This is a genomic window from Pseudomonas sp. UTLPPB19802, from assembly GCF_059730225.1.
This window is the reverse complement of the sequence record NZ_AP048545.1, coordinates 6184464-6200845: the sequence shown is the minus strand read 5'-3', so window position 1 is coordinate 6200845 and position 16382 is coordinate 6184464. Positions and strand designations below refer to the sequence as shown.

Here is a 16382-nt window from a genome sequence, read left to right as displayed (position 1 = left end):
TGGTGAGCACCTTAGTTACGGTGCGTTGGAGCATAGTCGCATTTGGCCAGCCTTTTCGTCTACATCGTCCTGCTCTGCTTCGCATTGATGATGAATCCAAGGCCTGCGCAGGCCTGGCAGTCCTCTCGTAATGCGAAACGATCCATGCAAGTGGGGCACTTCATGAACATGGCCGTAGCCAGCAGCGGTCGCGCTCGTTGGTATGCGACGAAGTCGTGGTTCTCCATAGCAATCTGGGCGGTGTCGGCCAGCGCTCGGTATGCATCGGGATCATCAATGTTTGAGTACTCCCGACCATTGATCCGCTGGCCGGTCAGTACCAGGTCGTAGACGCTGCCGTCCGGTCTTATGACCGTGAGCCCGTTCATGTCCCAGACCTCGGAGTTGATGCGAAACACCAGTCTACGAGTTCCGTTCTCAGAGATAACCTGTGCGGCCCAAGGGCCGAGCTTCTCCACTGTGGCGTCCGGGTAATAGATCATGGTGCTGATTTTCCCGAGAGCTGGTCCCCCGTGCCGTGGTACCACGTCGTAGAAACCGGCTGTCATGAAGGCTGGTTCGCAGTCAATCAAGGTTTCAACGGCATGCCAGTAGGCGGCATTGGCCATCTCGTCCATCTCCAGCTTCTCGATCGGATCGATGATCTGGGCGGCGGCCATTTCCCTGCTGATATCAAGGCAGATGATGCGATGCGCCTCGGGGTTATCCAGCCTCGACTGGTGGTTGTCGAGGTGCTGCTGCCAGTAGGCAAGCCATTCTGCTTTGGTGCGGAGGCTGATCATGGAATGCGCGCTTATAACTGTATGTGCATACAGTAATTGAGGCTTTGCAGTCTCGCCACTCAACTCGACGAACTGCGATGTGGCGAGGTGCTTCAGGTGGGCTCAGGTCTGTACCACTTTTTGTACCAATCGTGTTCCCGATAGGGGCTTGAAGGGGTCATTGAGTGCGCTGGAGCCCCCTATTTTCCGCGTTTAGGGTTCGCCAGCTATTCCGCACATAAGTCCTTACCGGTTTTCCGTTGGGGAGGGTGACTAGGAAACTGACTCGTTGCGGGCAGGGGAGTTTTATATCGATCCGTTATAAGCAATTCGCCGAGCATGGCTCCCGGCATGGAGCCGCAGTGGCGGGTGTTGCCGAAAAACGGTATCAGCGGGGTATGCGAGTGGTCTGTTTTTACGATCCAAGTCGCTGATATACAACAGTTTTTCGAGCTATTTATGCCGCTGCGGATTGATACCCTCCAAGGACATGGATGACGAGGACCTTGGAAATGTCGGCAGTTACCCCGCCAGTGCCACCTGCACCTGACGAGTACAGCGAAAATGAAGAAGTGGTCAGGGCCAATGCCCCCGCCTGGCTGTTGCAGGCGAAGACGGAGAACATCCGGCAATTGGGCGAATACATGCGCGATAGCCAGCTGTTCAAGACCGAAGTGTCGCTACGGCTCAAGGCGCTCAAGCCGGTTCGCGAGTTCTGCGAGCCTTTACTCGAGCAGGCCCTGCTCAAGCGATTCGGGGCAGGGCTGGATATGCACAGGGATGTGTTGTTCGTTGCCGATCGCTGGCCGGATCTTCCCAGGCCTTTCGGGCCTTCGGCTACCTTTCCGATGATGTTCACCCGCCATACCCTGCTGGAAGCGGCCCTGCAGAATTTCGAGGCCGATGAAGAGTTTCCTCCGCAGTCGCATATCAGCCTATCTGGCGGGCCGAGGTCGGCATTCACTCCGGCGGCATTGGTCTCGCTGGTACGTGAACTGGACCTCGGAGGGCTTTATCAACAGCATCTCTGCGATGTCTTTCATCTGCCTTCCCGACAGGAGCAGAAGGCGGACGAAGACGGGCAGCGGATCGAATTTGCCATGACGCAGCAGCGAAAGGCTGACCTGCTGGTGGACGGCTGTATCGCCTGCATGAAGAAGGATATCGATGATGGCGCCTATCAACAGCTTTGCGCACTGATCGAATCCAATACCCGCGTGGCCACTGATGGTTCGCGGATCCAGGTCAACGAGTTGCGAATGCTTGGGGTCACGTTATCGGCAGTCCGCGTGTTTACTCTGCAGGCTGGGCCGACGGGCGAGGGGGCGGGAGCCGATCGCGGGCTGTTGGTGCATGTGCCCAATGATCCGGTCAGTCGCTTCAAGCACTATCCCTCGCTCGAGGTCTTTCGCGCCGAGTTGTGCCAGCGTCTGTGGGAACCGGCGTACGAAGCTTTTTTTTGCAGCCTGGTCGGTCAAGGCGAATTACCGGCCTTTCTCGGAGCATTGCGCAAGCGCCTGGCCCGGCCAGCCCCGGGTGCCGATGGCAAGCGCGGCACCGAGCCGGACCCGCAAGCCGACCTGCAGTTGAAGTGCGTGGCAATCAACGACGGATTGTTTTCCCGACTCTATCGACAGCAGGTGGAGCGCCTGCAGGATGACGCCCGCAAGGTGGCAGTGCCGACCGAGGATGTCGATCAGGCTGCACGTACCGCCAGTTACCAGGCCCGGCTGGGGGCAGGGATGACCATACTCAACCTGGTCGCCTTCGCCAATCCGTGGGTCGGCCTGTTGATGATGGGGGTGGCCGTGGGCGAGCTGTTGGCTGAAATGTACGAGGGGTATCAGGATTGGCAGCAGGGTCACCACGACGAGGCAATCGCCCACGTGCTATCGGTGGTCGAGGACATCGCAACCATGCTCGCCACAGGGGCCGCCCTGCACGTGGGTGGTCGGGTGATCGGCAACCTGCTTGAGCGGCAATCGGCATTCTTCGATGAATTGGTGCCGGTGCGTTCGAGCGATGGGCGCTACCGGTTATGGCAGCCAAGTCTTGAGCCCTATGTGCATGACGAGCCGCGTTTCAGTTTGCACGAGCCGGATAGCCAGGGCTTCTACCGCGGCGGTGCCACCGATGACGGGCATCGTTACCTGGCGATTGCCGGGCGGCCATATCACGCCTATCGGGATGAAGCTGTCGGAGGCTGGCGGCTGCGCCATCGCAGCCGTGAATCGGCCTACGAGCCGTTGCTGGAACATAACGGCGCCGGCGGCTGGAGACTGGCCCATGAATGGCCGCCGCAATGGCAGGGACAGCTCTACCTGATGCGCCGATTGGGGCCGGAACTCACATTGTTGACGGATGAGGATGTCGAGCGGGTCCTGGCGATCCATCGGCTCGATGAACCGTCGTTGCGCCGCTTGCACATGGACCGAGGGGGCATCCCTGCACCGCTGCTCGATTCGATTCGGCGTTTTCGATTGGACCGCGAATTGAGCTGGTTGGCCGCTCCTGCCGAAGCGCCACCGGCGGCGGCCCGTGCCCTGCTGGATTTGAAACTGCACATCCTGCCGGATCTACCGGGTTGGCCCCGTAGTGGCACGATCAGCCTGATGGATGCCTCCGGCGCCTTGATCCATGAGTATGGCGCGGACCTGACTTCGCGACCGTCGCCGATGAAAGTCTCGGCCACGGCGCTCGATGCAGGCGGCTTGCAGGTGATCATCGATGAATTGGGCCGTTCGAGATGGTCGGCGCTGTTCGGGGCGTCAGTGCGGCCAGGTGAAGAGGTGGCCCGACTGGAGCAAGCGTTGCAGGCCCATGTCGGTAAACATCGCCAGGCTCTGTTCGAGCGGCTCTATCGCTTGCGCTGGCTGTCTGACAGTGGTGTTCCGGGGAGTTTGCGCCAACGCTTCCCCGAGTTGCCGGACGTGGTTTTGCGCGACGCTGTCGCACAGTCCGCCGTGGAGGTGCGAAACCGGCTGTTGACGAGTGCGCGCCTGCCCTTGCAACTGGTTGAGGACGTCAACGACATCGTCCGCGAAATCCGCGTTGATCGGGCCCTGGAGGGCGGCTTCCTGCGCTCGGCAAACAGTCCGGATACCGCGAGGTTGCAGGTGCCCCTGCTCGAAAGTCTGCCGGGTTGGCCCGCTGATCTGCGCCTGGAGGTACGCCAGGATAGTGTCGACGGCCCGTTGCTGGCTGAGGTCGGCAAGGCCGACTTGACCAGGCGACGGATACTGGTCGGCACCCGACAGGGATATCAGGCATTCGACGGGGCCGGCCGGCAGCTTGGCGAGCAGGTCTGCGCAACCGATGCGCTGAGTGCCGTCGTGTTGAACACGCTGAGTGTGGGTGAGCGCATGGCCATGGGAATCCGGTTGGGGGAGGAGGGCCGGTTGCACGGATTACTGATCAAGGCAGCCATGGCACGCCCGCAGGCTGCACGGGAGGAGGCGCTCGGCCTGGCGCCGAGAAAGCCCGGCCACTCGTCGAGTCTTTGGCGACGTGCCCCTCTGTCCGAATGCACGCGTGTCAGGCGCGGTGGGGTGGAGGCGACCCGGCGCAGCCTGCGCCGAGTGACCCAGTTATATCCCGATTTCTGTGAGGCCGACGCACGGGCGTTCCTGATGTTGCTGGGCGACGACTCGGCGCTGGTACGCAACCGGCTCCGCTCGCTGGAACTGGAGCTTGAACAGTTGTGTTCGGCATTGAATAGCTGGCACGGTGGTTACGTCGTGCCACTGCAGCGCTATATCTGGTTCGGCAGCATGCAGGAAAATCGCAAACAGGCGGCCCAGATCCTCGAACGTTGCTGGCGCCGGCAAACCCCCAGGACCTACGACGACAACGGCGTGGCGATAGGTCATGGCCTGAGCCTGGAGGGATTGCGGGTCGCGAGTCTGCCTGATCTGCCGCCGGCGATCAGTTTCGAACATGTCACCGAATTGTCGCTGAAAAGCATGGACCTGAACACGATTCCTACCGGCTTTCTCAAGCGTTTTCCCAAGCTGCGCAAGCTTGAATTGGGCAACAACCGCCTGGAATCGCTGCCGGTGGACATTGCCCAGATGAGCGAGCTACGAGAGCTGCACCTGCAGGATAACCGCATCGTCCTCGACCAGGATTCGGTAGGTCGGATTACGGCGCTGCGCCAACTGGAGGTCCTGAATCTGAATGGCAATCACGATGTCGGCCTGCTGGATGTCGGTCGGTTGCCGCATCTGCGGCGCCTGCTGTTGCGCGGTACCGGCATCGAACATTTGCCGACGGGGTTGTTGACGCGCACCAGCCTGTCGGTGGCGGACCTGCGTGGCAATCTGATCCAGTTATTGCCCGGTGAGCTCTACAACGCGCCGTCACCGATCACCCGACGCATCATCCTGCGTAACAATCCACTGGGACGGGCCAACCAGAGCCCTTTGGCTGCCTACCGCTTGCGTACCGGCATCGCCTTTGGCATACCCGAGTCCGAACTGGCGCTGGATGAGTACAGTTCGCGCCTGCGCTGGTTGACCGATATCGAGGGTCAGCGACGTAGTCGCCTGCAATCCCTGTGGCAGAGCCTCTGGCATGAACCGGGCAGCCAGGAACTGTTCGATCTGCTCGGACGCCTGAGCGGCAGTGCGGATTATCTCAGGACCCGCGCCGACCTCGTGCGGCGGGTCTGGGAGGTGTTGGAGGCGGCGGCCGAGGATGGTGCGTTGCGTCGCGAGTTGTTTGACCTGACGGCCAATCCGATGACCTGTGTCGACAGCGCGGCGCAGAATTTCAGCCATCTGGAAGTCCGTGTGCTACAGGCCAAGGCCCGGGCACTGGCGACACAGGGTGAAGAACCGAACCAGTTGCTCAAGTTGGCACGGGGCCTGTTTCGGTTGGAACAGATCGATGCCATTGCGCGTGAGCATGTGCGGGATCTGGCGGACAAGCCGGAGGTATCTTCGAGCCGTCTGCCCGACGAAGTCGAGGTGAACCTGGCTTACCGGGTCGGCCTGGGACGCCTGATGCATTTGCCCGGGCAGCCCAAGGACATGGTGTTCACTTCTCTCGCCCAGGTTTCCGAGGCACAGCTACAGGCCGCGCAACGGCGTATCCTGGCGGCAGAGCAGACGCCGAGCCTGACGGCATTCATCGCTGGCCGCGACTTCTGGGTCGAGTACCTGAAAAAACAGCATCCGCGCGAGTTTTCCCGTTTCAACCAGCCGTTCCATGACCAGGAAGAAGTGATGTTGCGCGAGTCCCCCGACATGCTCAGCGAGAAGTACTTCCGGCGACTGTCGACCCTGATGGACACCCGCAAGTTCGAGGAGCAGCGGTTTCTGGCCAGGTTGACCCTTGATGAGTTGGAGAAGCATCCCGCGCCATCGCCCGGCACCTGATTCAACCGCCGTTGCCGGGCCGTGCCTTGCCCCGCGTGAGGGCGCGCCAGGCGAAGCGGTTCGGGTGACAGGCTTCGGCGACCGCGCGTGGTAGCGGCAGCGGCTCGTTTTCCAGCCAGGCCGCGAGCAGTTCGCCCGACAGCGGTGCGGTGATCAGGCCGCGTGAACCGTGGCCGCTGTTGATGTACAGGCCGTCGAGCCAGGGGCAGGGCAGTTGCGGTACCTGGCGTGCGTCCTTGGCCAATACCCCGTAGGTGTCGGCGAATTGAACGGCGTCGGCCAGGGGGCCGATGATCGGCAGGTAGTCCGGGCTGGTGCAGCGGTAGGCCGCCCGGCCCTGCAACTGTTGCGGATCCTGCTCGGCGGCGTGCAGACGCCGGGACAGGTCGACGGAAATTTCTTCCAGCAGCGCCAGGTTGCCAAGGTGTTCGGCGGTGGTCGGGGTCAGGTCCTCGCTGTTGAAGTCGAAGCTGGCGCCCAGGGTATGTTCGCCGAGGCGGGCCGGGGCCACGTAACCCTCGGCGCAGACCACTGTCCGCAGGGCGCTGCTGTCGGTGGTCTGCTCCAGGCGGGTGATTTGCCCACGAATGCGCTTGAGTGGCAGTTGCGCGGCGGCGGCGAAGCGTTTCACCTCGGCGGCGCCGGCCAGGATCGCCACCGGGGCGCTGGCCAGCAGCGTCTCGGCATCCCAGGCCTGCCACTGGCCGTCGACCCGGCGCAGTTCAAGAGCGTCGCTGTGGGGGCGGACGTCGATCAGCGGATGGCTGGCCTGCCAGCCACACAGCGCCGGTGGATGCACCCAGCCGCCCTCGGGGAAGAACAGTCCGCCATGTTCCAGAGCGACACCGGCTTGCGCTTGCGCCGCTTCGCGCTCCAGCCGATGCAGCAGGTCGGGGCTGAAGGCCGCCGCCAACTGTGCCTGGCGTTCGGCCTCTTTCTCATCGAACGCCAATTGCAGGACGCCACACCCGTCCCAGTCGAGGCCCTTGTGCAAGTGTTCGAGCAGACGCCGGGTATGCCCGAAACCGCTGAGGATCAGTTGTGACAGTGCCGTACCATGGGCTGACAGCTTGAGGTAGAGCACCCCCTGCGGATTGCCCGAGGCCTCCTGCGCCAGGGCGTCGCGACGCTCCAGCAGTGTCACCTGCCAGCCCCGTGCGGCCAGGCTCGCGGCACTGGCGCAACCGGCCAGGCCGCCGCCGACGACCAAGGCCCGCCGCTCCCCGGCAACCTGTCCGGGGTAGGCAAACCAGGGCCGCGTTGCCGCTGGCGCCGGCACGTCCTCGGGCCAGCCGATGAACTCGCCGCGCAGGACTTCCCATTTATGGCCGATGCCTGGTGTGCGTTTCATCTTGAAGCCGGCCGCGTTCAGCGAGCGCCGCACCCAGCCGGTGCTGGTGAAGGTGCTGATGGTCGAGCCGGGCGCCGCCAGTCGCGCCAGCTCGGCGAACAGCTCGGGGCTCCACATCTCGGGGTTCTTCGCCGGGGCGAAACCATCGAGGAACCAGGCATCGACCCGGGCATCCAGCTGCGGCAACTGCTCCAGTGCATCGCCGACCAGCAGGGTCAGGCTGACACGTGCGTTGTCCAGCAGCAGGCGCTGGAACCCCTGGTGGATGGCCACATACTGCTTGAGCAGGGCCGTGGCGAAGGGCGCCAGCTCCGGCCAGAGCGCCAGGGCGCGTTGCAGGTCGGCGTGGCTCAGCGGGTATTTCTCCACGCTGACGAAATGCAGCCGTGCATCCGCCGGCGCATACTGCTCGAACAGTTGCCAGGCGCAGAGAAAGTTCAGCCCGGTGCCGAAGCCGGTTTCGCCGATCACCAGTCGGCCACCGGGTGGCAGGGCCTCGAACCGCTCTTTCAGGCGATTCTGTTCGATGAAGACGTAACGGGTTTCCTCAAGGCCCGAGCCATCGGAAAAGTACACATCATCGAATGCCCGGGAGCGGGGCCGTCCCTGGTCGTCCCAGTCGATCTGGGCATGCGGTGGTACGCGGTTCATGGAGCAACTCATCGGCAGACAGTCGGCCATTCTAGCCGATTGGCCGGGATGGGATTGATCCACGACAAATGCGAGGGACTTCGTGACCCACGCCGTGGTCCGATCCGTTAACCTTGCTCAATTCTGGAAGGAGCCCTCCATGTTCGAATCCGCTGAAATCGGTCACGCCATCGACAAAGAAACCTTCGAAGCTGAAGTCCCTGCGTTACGCGAAGCCCTGCTCGAAGCCCAGTTCGAATTGCAGCAGCAGAAGCGTTTCCCGGTGATCGTGCTGATCAATGGCATCGAGGGCGCCGGCAAGGGCGAGACCGTCAAGTTGCTCAACGAGTGGATGGACCCGCGGTTGATCGAGGTGCGCACCTTCGACCAGCAGAGCGACGAGGAACTGGCCCATCCGCCAGCGTGGCGCTATTGGCGCCTGCTGCCGGCCAAGGGCCGGATGGGGGTATTCTTCGGTAACTGGTACAGCCAGATGCTGCAGGGGCGGGTGCACGGCCTGTTCAAGGATGCGGTGCTGGACCAGGCCATTGCCGGGGCCGAGCGCCTGGAGAAAATGCTCTGCGACGAAGGCGCACTGATCTTCAAGTTCTGGTTCCATCTTTCCAAGAAACAGATGAAGGCCCGGCTCAAGGCCCTCAAGGATGACCCACTGCACAGCTGGCGTATCAGTCCGTTGGACTGGCAGCAGTCGGAGACCTACGACACCTTCGTGCATTTCGGCGAGCGGGTGCTGCGTCGGACCAGTCGCGACTACGCGCCCTGGCATGTGATCGAGGGCGCGGACCCGCACTACCGCAGCCTGACGGTGGGCAAGATTCTGCTCGAAGGCCTGCAGGCGGCGCTGCGGAACTCCCAGACCAAGTCGGTGCCGGGGAATGTCGCGCCGCTGCCGCCGGCTGTCGACCAGATGAGCCTGCTCGACAGCCTGGACATGAGCCTGGCGCTGGAGAAGTCCGACTACGAGGAGCAACTGATCACCGAACAGGCACGCCTGTCGGGCCTGATGCGCGACAAGCGCATGCGCAGGCACGCCCTCGTCGCGGTGTTCGAGGGCAACGATGCGGCGGGCAAAGGCGGGGCCATCCGGCGTGTGGCGGCGGCCCTCGATCCGCGTCAGTACAACATCGTGCCGATTGCCGCACCGAGCGAGGACGAGCGCGCCCAGCCCTATCTGTGGCGCTTCTGGCGACAGATTCCGGAACGCGGCAAGTTCACCGTGTTCGACCGCTCGTGGTACGGCCGGGTGCTGGTGGAGCGGGTCGAGGGCTTTTGCAGTATCGACGACTGGATGCGCGCCTACGGCGAGATCAACGACTTCGAGGAGCAGTTGAGTGATGCCGGTGTGATCGTGGTCAAGTTCTGGCTGGCCATCGACAAAGAGACCCAGTTGGAACGGTTTCAGCAGCGCGAGGACATCCCCTTCAAGCGTTTCAAGATCACCGAGGACGACTGGCGCAACCGCGACAAGTGGGATGTTTACCGCACTGCGGTGGGCGACATGGTTGACCGCACCAGTACCGAGATTTCCCCCTGGACCCTGGTGGAGGCCAACGACAAGCGCTGGGCCCGGGTCAAGGTACTGCGCACCCTCAACCAGGCGATCGAGGCGGCCTTCGCCCAGCATGACAAGAAGGATAGGAAAGACAAGAAGGGCAAGAAGACGAAGTAGGACGATGACCACGCATACGCCCAGTGAATGATCATCGCGGTTCCGGATCAGTCGAGCCTATGCTCAGGCTTTCCTGGACCGACAATGACAATGAGGTGTCCCATGCGTGAAGTGGTGATCGTCGATAGCGTGCGTACCGGCCTGGCCAAATCGTTTCGCGGCAAGTTCAACCAGACCCGGCCCGATGACATGGCCGCCCACTGCGTCAATGCCCTGTTGGCACGCAACGGTATCGACCCGGCCGCGGTCGAGGACTGTATTGTCGGCGCCGGCTCCAACGAAGGCGCGCAGGGCTACAACATCGGGCGCAACGTGGCCGTACTGTCGCAACTCGGTACCGGCACGGCGGGCATGACCCTCAACCGCTTCTGTTCCTCGGGCCTGCAGGCGATCGCCATTGCGGCCAACCAGATTGCTTCCGGTTGCAGTGACATCATCGTCGCCGGGGGTGTCGAGTCCATCAGCCTGACGCTGAAAAGCGTCAATACCGATAACCTGATCAACCCGCTGCTCAAGGAGCAGGTGCCGGGCATCTACTTCCCCATGGGGCAGACCGCGGAAATCGTTGCCCGGCGTTACCAGGTCAGCCGCGAGCAGCAGGATCTCTACGCTCTGCAAAGCCAGCAGCGCACCGCTGCGGCCCAGGCGGCCGGGCTGTTCGCCGACGAGATCGTGCCGATGACGGTGACCTACGCGGTCGAGGACAAGGCCAGTGGGCAGATCCAGCAGTTGCAGGGGGTGGTCGATCGGGATGATTGCAACCGGCCGGATACCACCCTGGAAAGCCTGGCCGGCCTGAAGCCGGTGTTTGCCGAGGATGGTTCGGTGACGGCGGGCAACTCCTCGCAACTGTCCGATGGCGCCTCGATGACCCTGGTCATGAGCCTGGAGCGGGCCCTGGCGCTGGGGCTCAAGCCCAAGGCGTTCTTCCGTGGTTTCACCGTGGCCGGTTGCGAGCCGGATGAAATGGGCATCGGGCCGGTGTTCTCGGTACCCCGGCTGCTCAAGGCCAAGGGGCTGAGCGTGGCGGATATCGACCTGTGGGAACTCAACGAAGCCTTTGCTTCGCAGTGCCTGTACAGCCGCGACCGGCTGGAGATCGACAACGGCAAGTACAACGTCAATGGCGGTTCGATTTCCATTGGTCACCCATTCGGCATGACCGGTTCACGCCAGGTCGGGCACCTTGTCCGTGAGTTGCAGCGGCGCAACCTGCGCTACGGCATCGTGACCATGTGCGTGGGTGGCGGGATGGGCGCTACGGGGCTGTTCGAAGCCGTGCGCTGATTGTTCTGTCTTGCCTTTGATCGGTGTACGACGCCGCCCTTGTGGGAGCCGGCTTGCTGGCGATTCGCCTGGGGCGGCCGTCCAGCACCTTATGTGGCGTAAGCTATATCGCTATCGCCAGCAAGCCGGCCCCCACATAGAAATCAGAGAAAATCCCGAATATCCTGCGCCAGCTGCATGCGCTTGATGTACAGCTGGCTTCCCCGCTCTGCATCGGCCCGGCTGAAAAAGGGTCCTTCCAGGGTGTTTTCCCGGGTGCTGAAGAAATACTGGCCATTGATAGCACTGACGCGGTCACTGCGAAAATGCGTGGCCTCGGTGCTGTCCTGGGCGCGCTTGCCGAACATGGAGAAAAGCTCCAGAGTGGGTGGGGTGTCAGATAAACATCATAAATCCTGCGCAGATACGCTGCCCGATTCTTCGATCAACGGCTAAAGCCAATTTATTGGCGACGTTCGAGCGTCGTTCGATGTCGTTTTTAATCGGCAGGGCGGCTGTAGAGCGGGCGGCGAGCGGCTTAGAATGGCGGCTCGAATCCATCGCCCCACGGGACTTTCCATGCATATTTCATCCGGCCGTTGGGGCTACGGGCTGTTTCTCGCCCTGCTCACCGCTGTGCTCTGGGGCATCCTGCCGATCAAGCTCAAGCAGGTGTTGCAGGTGATGGACCCGGTCAGCGTGACCTGGTGTCGGTTGATGGTTTCCGGTGGTTTTCTGTTTTTCTACCTGGCGCTCAGCAAGCGGTTGCCAAGCTGGCGCGCGTTGGGGCCACAGGGTGGCTGGCTGGTGCTGCTGGCGGTGTTCGGGCTGGTGGGCAACTACGTGTTGTACCTGATGGGCCTCAATCTCCTGAGCCCCGGCACTGCGCAATTGGTGGTGCAGATGGGGCCGATTTTCCTGTTGATCGCCAGCCTCTTCGTGTTCAAGGAGCGCTTCAGCCTGGGCCAGGGGGTCGGGCTGGCGGTGCTGTTGGTGGGCTTCGGGCTGTTCTTCAACCAGCGCCTGGAGGAGCTGCTGACTTCCCTGGGCAACTACACCGCCGGGGTGCTGCTGGTGTTGCTGGCCTCGACGGTCTGGACCTTCTATGCCCTGAGCCAGAAACAGCTGCTGACGGCCTGGAACTCGTTGCAGGTGATGATGGTGATCTACCTTTCCTGTGCCTTGTTGCTGACCCCCTGGGCGCGTCCGGCGGAGATACTGCAATTGAGCCCACTGCAGGGTTGGCTATTGTTGGGCTGTTGCCTGAATACCCTGGTGGCCTATGGTGCGTTTGCCGAAGCGCTGGCGCACTGGGAAGCTTCACGGGTCAGTGCGACCCTGGCGATCACGCCGCTGGTGACCTTCGGTTCGGTGGCCGTGGCCGCCTGGATCTGGCCAGACTACGTGCATGCCGAAGACATCAATGGCCTGGGTTATGGCGGGGCGCTGCTGGTGGTGCTGGGTTCGGCGCTGGTGGCCCTGGGGCCCTCGCTGATTGCCGGGCTCAAGGCCCGGCGTGCACGATTGGCATGATGGGTTTGAGCGGTTAACCCCGTGGCGAGCGGGCTTGCCCGCGCTGGGCCGCAAGGCGGCCCAAAGCCTGGTTGCGCGATATATCAGATACACCGCGATTACAGGTTCTGCGACTGCCCTGCAGTCGAGCGCGGGCAAGCCCGCTCGCCACAACACGTTATCTGTCTCGGCTTGCTAGGGGCAGGCACCCCATCAGCCGTTCTTGCCCGATTCCAGCATGTTCTCCGGGCGGACCCAGGCGTCGAACTCTTCGTCGGTGAGATAACCCAGTTGCAGCGCAGACTCGCGCAGAGTGAGGTTCTCGGCGTAGGCCTTCTTGGCGATTTCCGCTGCCTTGTCGTAGCCGATATGCGGGTTCAGCGCGGTGACCAGCATCAGTCCACGCTCCAGGTGCGCGGCCATTTGCTGCGGGTCGGGTTCCAGGCCAGCGATGCAATGCGCCTGGAAGTTGCTGCAGCCATCCGCCAACAGTTGAATCGACTGCAGCAGGTTGTGAATGATCACCGGCTTGTAGACGTTCAGTTGCAGGTGGCCCTGGCTTGCTGCGAAACCGATGGTCACGTCGTTGCCCAGGACCTGGCAGGCCAGCATCGACAGGGCCTCGCACTGGGTGGGGTTGACCTTGCCGGGCATGATCGAACTGCCCGGTTCATTGGCCGGCAGCTTGACCTCGGCGAATCCGGCACGAGGGCCGGAACCTAGCAGGCGCAGATCGTTGGCGATTTTCATCAGGGCCACGGCGAGGGTCTTGAGCGCCCCGGACAGGCTGGTCAGCGGTTCATGGCCGGCCAGGGCGGCGAACTTGTTCGGTGCACTGACGAACGGCAAACCGGCCAGGGCGGCGATTTCCGCAGCGATCGCCTCGGAGAAACCATGCGGTGCATTGAGTCCGGTACCCACCGCCGTGCCGCCCTGCGCCAGCTCGCAGACCGCCGGCAAGGCCGCGCGAATCGCCCGTTCGGCATAGTCGAGTTGGGCGATGAACGCGGAAACTTCCTGGCCGAAGGTGATCGGCGTGGCATCCATCATGTGGGTACGCCCGGTCTTGACCAGTTTCATATGGCGGGCGGCCAGTTCGGCAAGACCGCCGGACAGTTCGGCGATTGCCGGCAGCAGTTGCCGGTGCACGGCCTGGACAGCGGCAATGTGCATGGCGGTGGGGAAGCAGTCATTGGAGCTTTGCGAACGGTTGACGTGGTCGTTCGGGTGCACTGGCGACTTGCCGCCACGGCCCTTGCCGGCGAGTTCGTTGGCGCGCCCGGCTATGACCTCGTTGGCGTTCATGTTGCTCTGGGTGCCGCTGCCGGTCTGCCAGACTGCCAGTGGGAACTGGTCGTCGTGTTCACCGGCGAGCACTTCGTCGGCCGCCTGTTCGATCAACCGGGCGATATCGGCGGGCAGGTCGCCGTTGCGGTCATTGACCCGGGCCGCGGCCTTCTTGATCAGTGCCAGGGCGTGCATCACGGCCAGCGGCATCTTTTCGTTGCCGATGGCGAAGTTGATCAGCGAACGTTGGGTCTGTGCACCCCAGTAGGCTTCTTCCGGGACATTCACCTGGCCAAGACTGTCGGTTTCGATACGGCTCATCGGACACGCTCTTCCTTACATGACTGAAAATGACTGATTACTGGAGTTTAGGCCCTGATCTGCCGGCCAGGTTCCCCATACAGGTTTTTGCCGGTGCAGGGGACTTGAAACTGTCACAATCGGTGTCGGGGTTGAGTGACACACTTTGTTAGGCGCAGAATGGGCGTTCTTGGGGTTTTACCTCGCCTGCTAGAAAGGAAACTCGATGACCCGTCTTCGTGCCCTCTGTACCGCGGTTGCTTTGGTATGCGCCAGCGGCCAGGTTTTCGCCGATACCGCCAGCCACAACGCCAGTGCCGAAGCTTTCCTGACGCTGGCCCACGCCGACAAGCTCGGAACCCCGGTCTACGCACAAGTGCAGCAGATGTTCGCCCAGCGCTTTGCCCAGACCCAGGCGCCAGATTCGAAAAAACCGCTGCTCGATACCTACCAGGCCAAGGCCAACGCCGCCCTGGACAAGGCGATCGGCTGGGACAAGCTCAAGCCGGACATGGTCAAGCTCTACACCAGCAACTTCAGCGAGTCGGAGCTCAAGGACCTGGTAGCGTTCTACCAGTCGCCGCTGGGCAAGAAAGTCCTGGAGAAAATGCCGCAACTGACCCAGCAATCGGCCCAGATGACCCAGGCCAAGCTGGAAAGCGCGGTGCCAGTGGTCAACAAGCTGCTGGAAGACATGACCAACGAGCTGGCGCCAGCCAAGCCTGCCGCTCCGGCCAAGAAGAAGTAAGCGGGGCCTGGAATGAGCATGCAACAACGTATCGAGACCGCCCTGGGCGCGCTGCACCCCGAGCACCTGCAAGTACTGGATGAAAGCCACATGCACAGCCGTGGGTTGCAGACCCACTTCAAGGCGGTGCTGGTCAGCGAGCAGTTCGCCGGGTTGAACAGCGTCAAGCGCCACCAGAAGGTCTACGCCACCCTGGGTGACCTGATGGGGCAGTTCCATGCGTTGGCCCTGCATACCTACACCCCTGAAGAATGGGTGAAAATCGGCGCGGCACCGGCATCGCCGACCTGCGCCGGCGGAGGGCACTAGGCCCTGCACAAAACTGCCTGCGCGGCGATCATGTTGCCTTGAAAACAGGCTTGCCTGATTGCCGCTCGGTGAGTTTTTGTACAGACCCTGAGATCGCCTTTTGCTAGAATCCGCAACGCGCCGCTCTGTCGGCGCGTTTTTTTTGCATCCGGTTCGCCCTTTGCGAGGGCAGCCACCTGGAGAGAAATACCCATGACCCAACCTGTCGTCGTGGCGGCACTGTACAAGTTCGTCACCCTCGAGGATTACGTTGCCCTGCGCGAGCCACTGTTGCAGGCGATGCTCGCCAACGGTATCAAGGGCACGCTGCTGATTGCCGAAGAAGGCATCAACGGTACCGTTTCCGGTAGCCGTGAAGGCATCGATGGCCTGCTGGCCTGGCTGAAGAACGATCCGCGCATGGTGGATCTGGATCACAAGGAATCCTACTGCGACGAGCAGCCGTTCTATCGGACCAAGGTCAAGCTGAAGAAGGAAATCGTCACTCTCGGCGTCGAAGGCGTGGACCCGAACAAGAAGGTTGGCACTTATGTCGAGCCGCAGGACTGGAATGCCCTGATCACCGATCCGGAAGTCTTGCTGATCGATACCCGCAACGATTACGAAGTGTCGATCGGCACCTTCGAAGGCGCCATCGACCCCAAGACCACCAGCTTTCGCGAGTTCCCCGACTACATCAAGGCCAACTTCGACCCGGCCAGGCACAAGAAGGTCGCGATGTTCTGCACCGGCGGCATTCGTTGCGAAAAGGCTTCGAGCTACATGCTCGGCGAGGGCTTCGAAGAGGTCTATCACCTCAAGGGCGGCATCCTCAAGTACCTCGAAGAGGTGCCCCAGGAGGAAAGCCAGTGGCGTGGCGACTGCTTCGTGTTCGACAATCGTGTGACGGTACGTCATGACCTCAGTGAAGGTGATTACGACCAGTGTCACGCCTGCCGCACGCCAGTCAGCGTCGAAGAGCGTGCATCGGAGCACTATGTGCCGGGTATCAGTTGCCCGCATTGCTGGGACTCGCTGAGCGAGAAGACCCGTCGCAGCGCCATCGACCGGCAGAAGCAGATCGAACTGGCCAAGGCCCGCAACCAACCGCATCCTATCGGCTATAACTACCGTCAAGCTTCCGAGGGCTGAACCATGTCCGCACGCCTGC

General features: G+C 62.2%; 12 protein-coding genes. 7 read left to right on the top strand and 5 right to left on the bottom strand.

Features of this window, described 5'->3' with window-relative positions; genetic code table 11:
• Positions 1-59: 59 nt before the first annotated feature.
• A complete protein-coding gene (locus tag AC6I6U_RS26815) occupies positions 60-782 on the bottom strand; it encodes a hypothetical protein (protein WP_497879002.1) in 723 nt (240 codons plus the stop codon).
• A 491-nt stretch (positions 783-1273) separates the two neighbouring features.
• Between AC6I6U_RS26815 and AC6I6U_RS26810 the strand changes: the two genes are divergently transcribed.
• Entirely contained in the window at positions 1274-6139 is a 4866-nt protein-coding gene (locus tag AC6I6U_RS26810; protein ID WP_497879001.1) for an NEL-type E3 ubiquitin ligase domain-containing protein, read from the top strand.
• Between the two features lies 1 nt (position 6140).
• Here the strand turns inward: AC6I6U_RS26810 and mnmC are convergent, their stop codons facing one another.
• Positions 6141-8141: a bifunctional tRNA (5-methylaminomethyl-2-thiouridine)(34)-methyltransferase MnmC2/FAD-dependent 5-carboxymethylaminomethyl-2-thiouridine(34) oxidoreductase MnmC1 gene (gene mnmC / locus AC6I6U_RS26805; protein ID WP_497879000.1), complete on the bottom strand. Its 2001-nt coding sequence runs from the start codon at positions 8139-8141 to the stop codon at positions 6141-6143.
• Positions 8142-8280: 139 nt separating this feature from the next.
• Here mnmC and pap point away from each other — a divergent pair, with 139 nt between their 5' ends.
• A complete protein-coding gene (gene pap, locus AC6I6U_RS26800) occupies positions 8281-9810 on the top strand; it encodes a polyphosphate:AMP phosphotransferase (RefSeq protein WP_497878999.1) in 1530 nt (509 codons plus the stop codon).
• A 102-nt stretch (positions 9811-9912) separates the two neighbouring features.
• The gene (locus AC6I6U_RS26795) at positions 9913-11097 is read left to right on the top strand and encodes a thiolase family protein (protein ID WP_497878998.1); all 1185 of its coding nucleotides are present in this window, start codon (positions 9913-9915) and stop codon (positions 11095-11097) included.
• A 143-nt stretch (positions 11098-11240) separates the two neighbouring features.
• On the opposite strand, the gene AC6I6U_RS26790 is transcribed toward AC6I6U_RS26795, so the two are convergent.
• Positions 11241-11444, bottom strand: a complete 204-nt coding sequence (locus AC6I6U_RS26790) for a DUF6316 family protein (protein ID WP_497878997.1) — start codon at positions 11442-11444, stop codon at positions 11241-11243.
• A gap of 28 nt (positions 11445-11472) precedes the next feature.
• On the bottom strand, positions 11473-11637 hold the full coding sequence (locus tag AC6I6U_RS26785) for a hypothetical protein (RefSeq protein ID WP_497878996.1): 165 nt from the start codon (positions 11635-11637) through the stop codon (positions 11473-11475).
• An 18-nt stretch (positions 11638-11655) separates the two neighbouring features.
• Between AC6I6U_RS26785 and AC6I6U_RS26780 the strand changes: the two genes are divergently transcribed.
• Positions 11656-12609, top strand: coding sequence for a DMT family transporter (locus AC6I6U_RS26780; protein WP_497878995.1), 954 nt, complete (start codon positions 11656-11658; stop codon positions 12607-12609).
• Positions 12610-12801: 192 nt separating this feature from the next.
• Here AC6I6U_RS26780 and AC6I6U_RS26775 read toward each other — a convergent pair whose 3' ends face one another.
• The gene (locus tag AC6I6U_RS26775; RefSeq protein ID WP_497878994.1) at positions 12802-14196 is read right to left on the bottom strand and encodes a class II fumarate hydratase; all 1395 of its coding nucleotides are present in this window, start codon (positions 14194-14196) and stop codon (positions 12802-12804) included.
• Positions 14197-14401: 205 nt separating this feature from the next.
• On the opposite strand from AC6I6U_RS26775, the gene AC6I6U_RS26770 reads away from it, so the two are divergent.
• The 3 genes from AC6I6U_RS26770 to trhO all read left to right on the top strand — a co-directional run bounded on the left by AC6I6U_RS26770 (position 14402) and on the right by trhO (position 16363).
• Positions 14402-14923, top strand: coding sequence for a DUF2059 domain-containing protein (locus tag AC6I6U_RS26770; protein ID WP_497878993.1), 522 nt, complete (start codon positions 14402-14404; stop codon positions 14921-14923).
• A gap of 12 nt (positions 14924-14935) precedes the next feature.
• A complete protein-coding gene (locus AC6I6U_RS26765) occupies positions 14936-15232 on the top strand; it encodes a BolA family protein (protein WP_497878992.1) in 297 nt (98 codons plus the stop codon).
• Between the two features lie 192 nt (positions 15233-15424).
• Positions 15425-16363, top strand: coding sequence for an oxygen-dependent tRNA uridine(34) hydroxylase TrhO (gene trhO / locus AC6I6U_RS26760; RefSeq protein WP_497878991.1), 939 nt, complete (start codon positions 15425-15427; stop codon positions 16361-16363).
• Positions 16364-16382 lie beyond the last annotated feature (19 nt).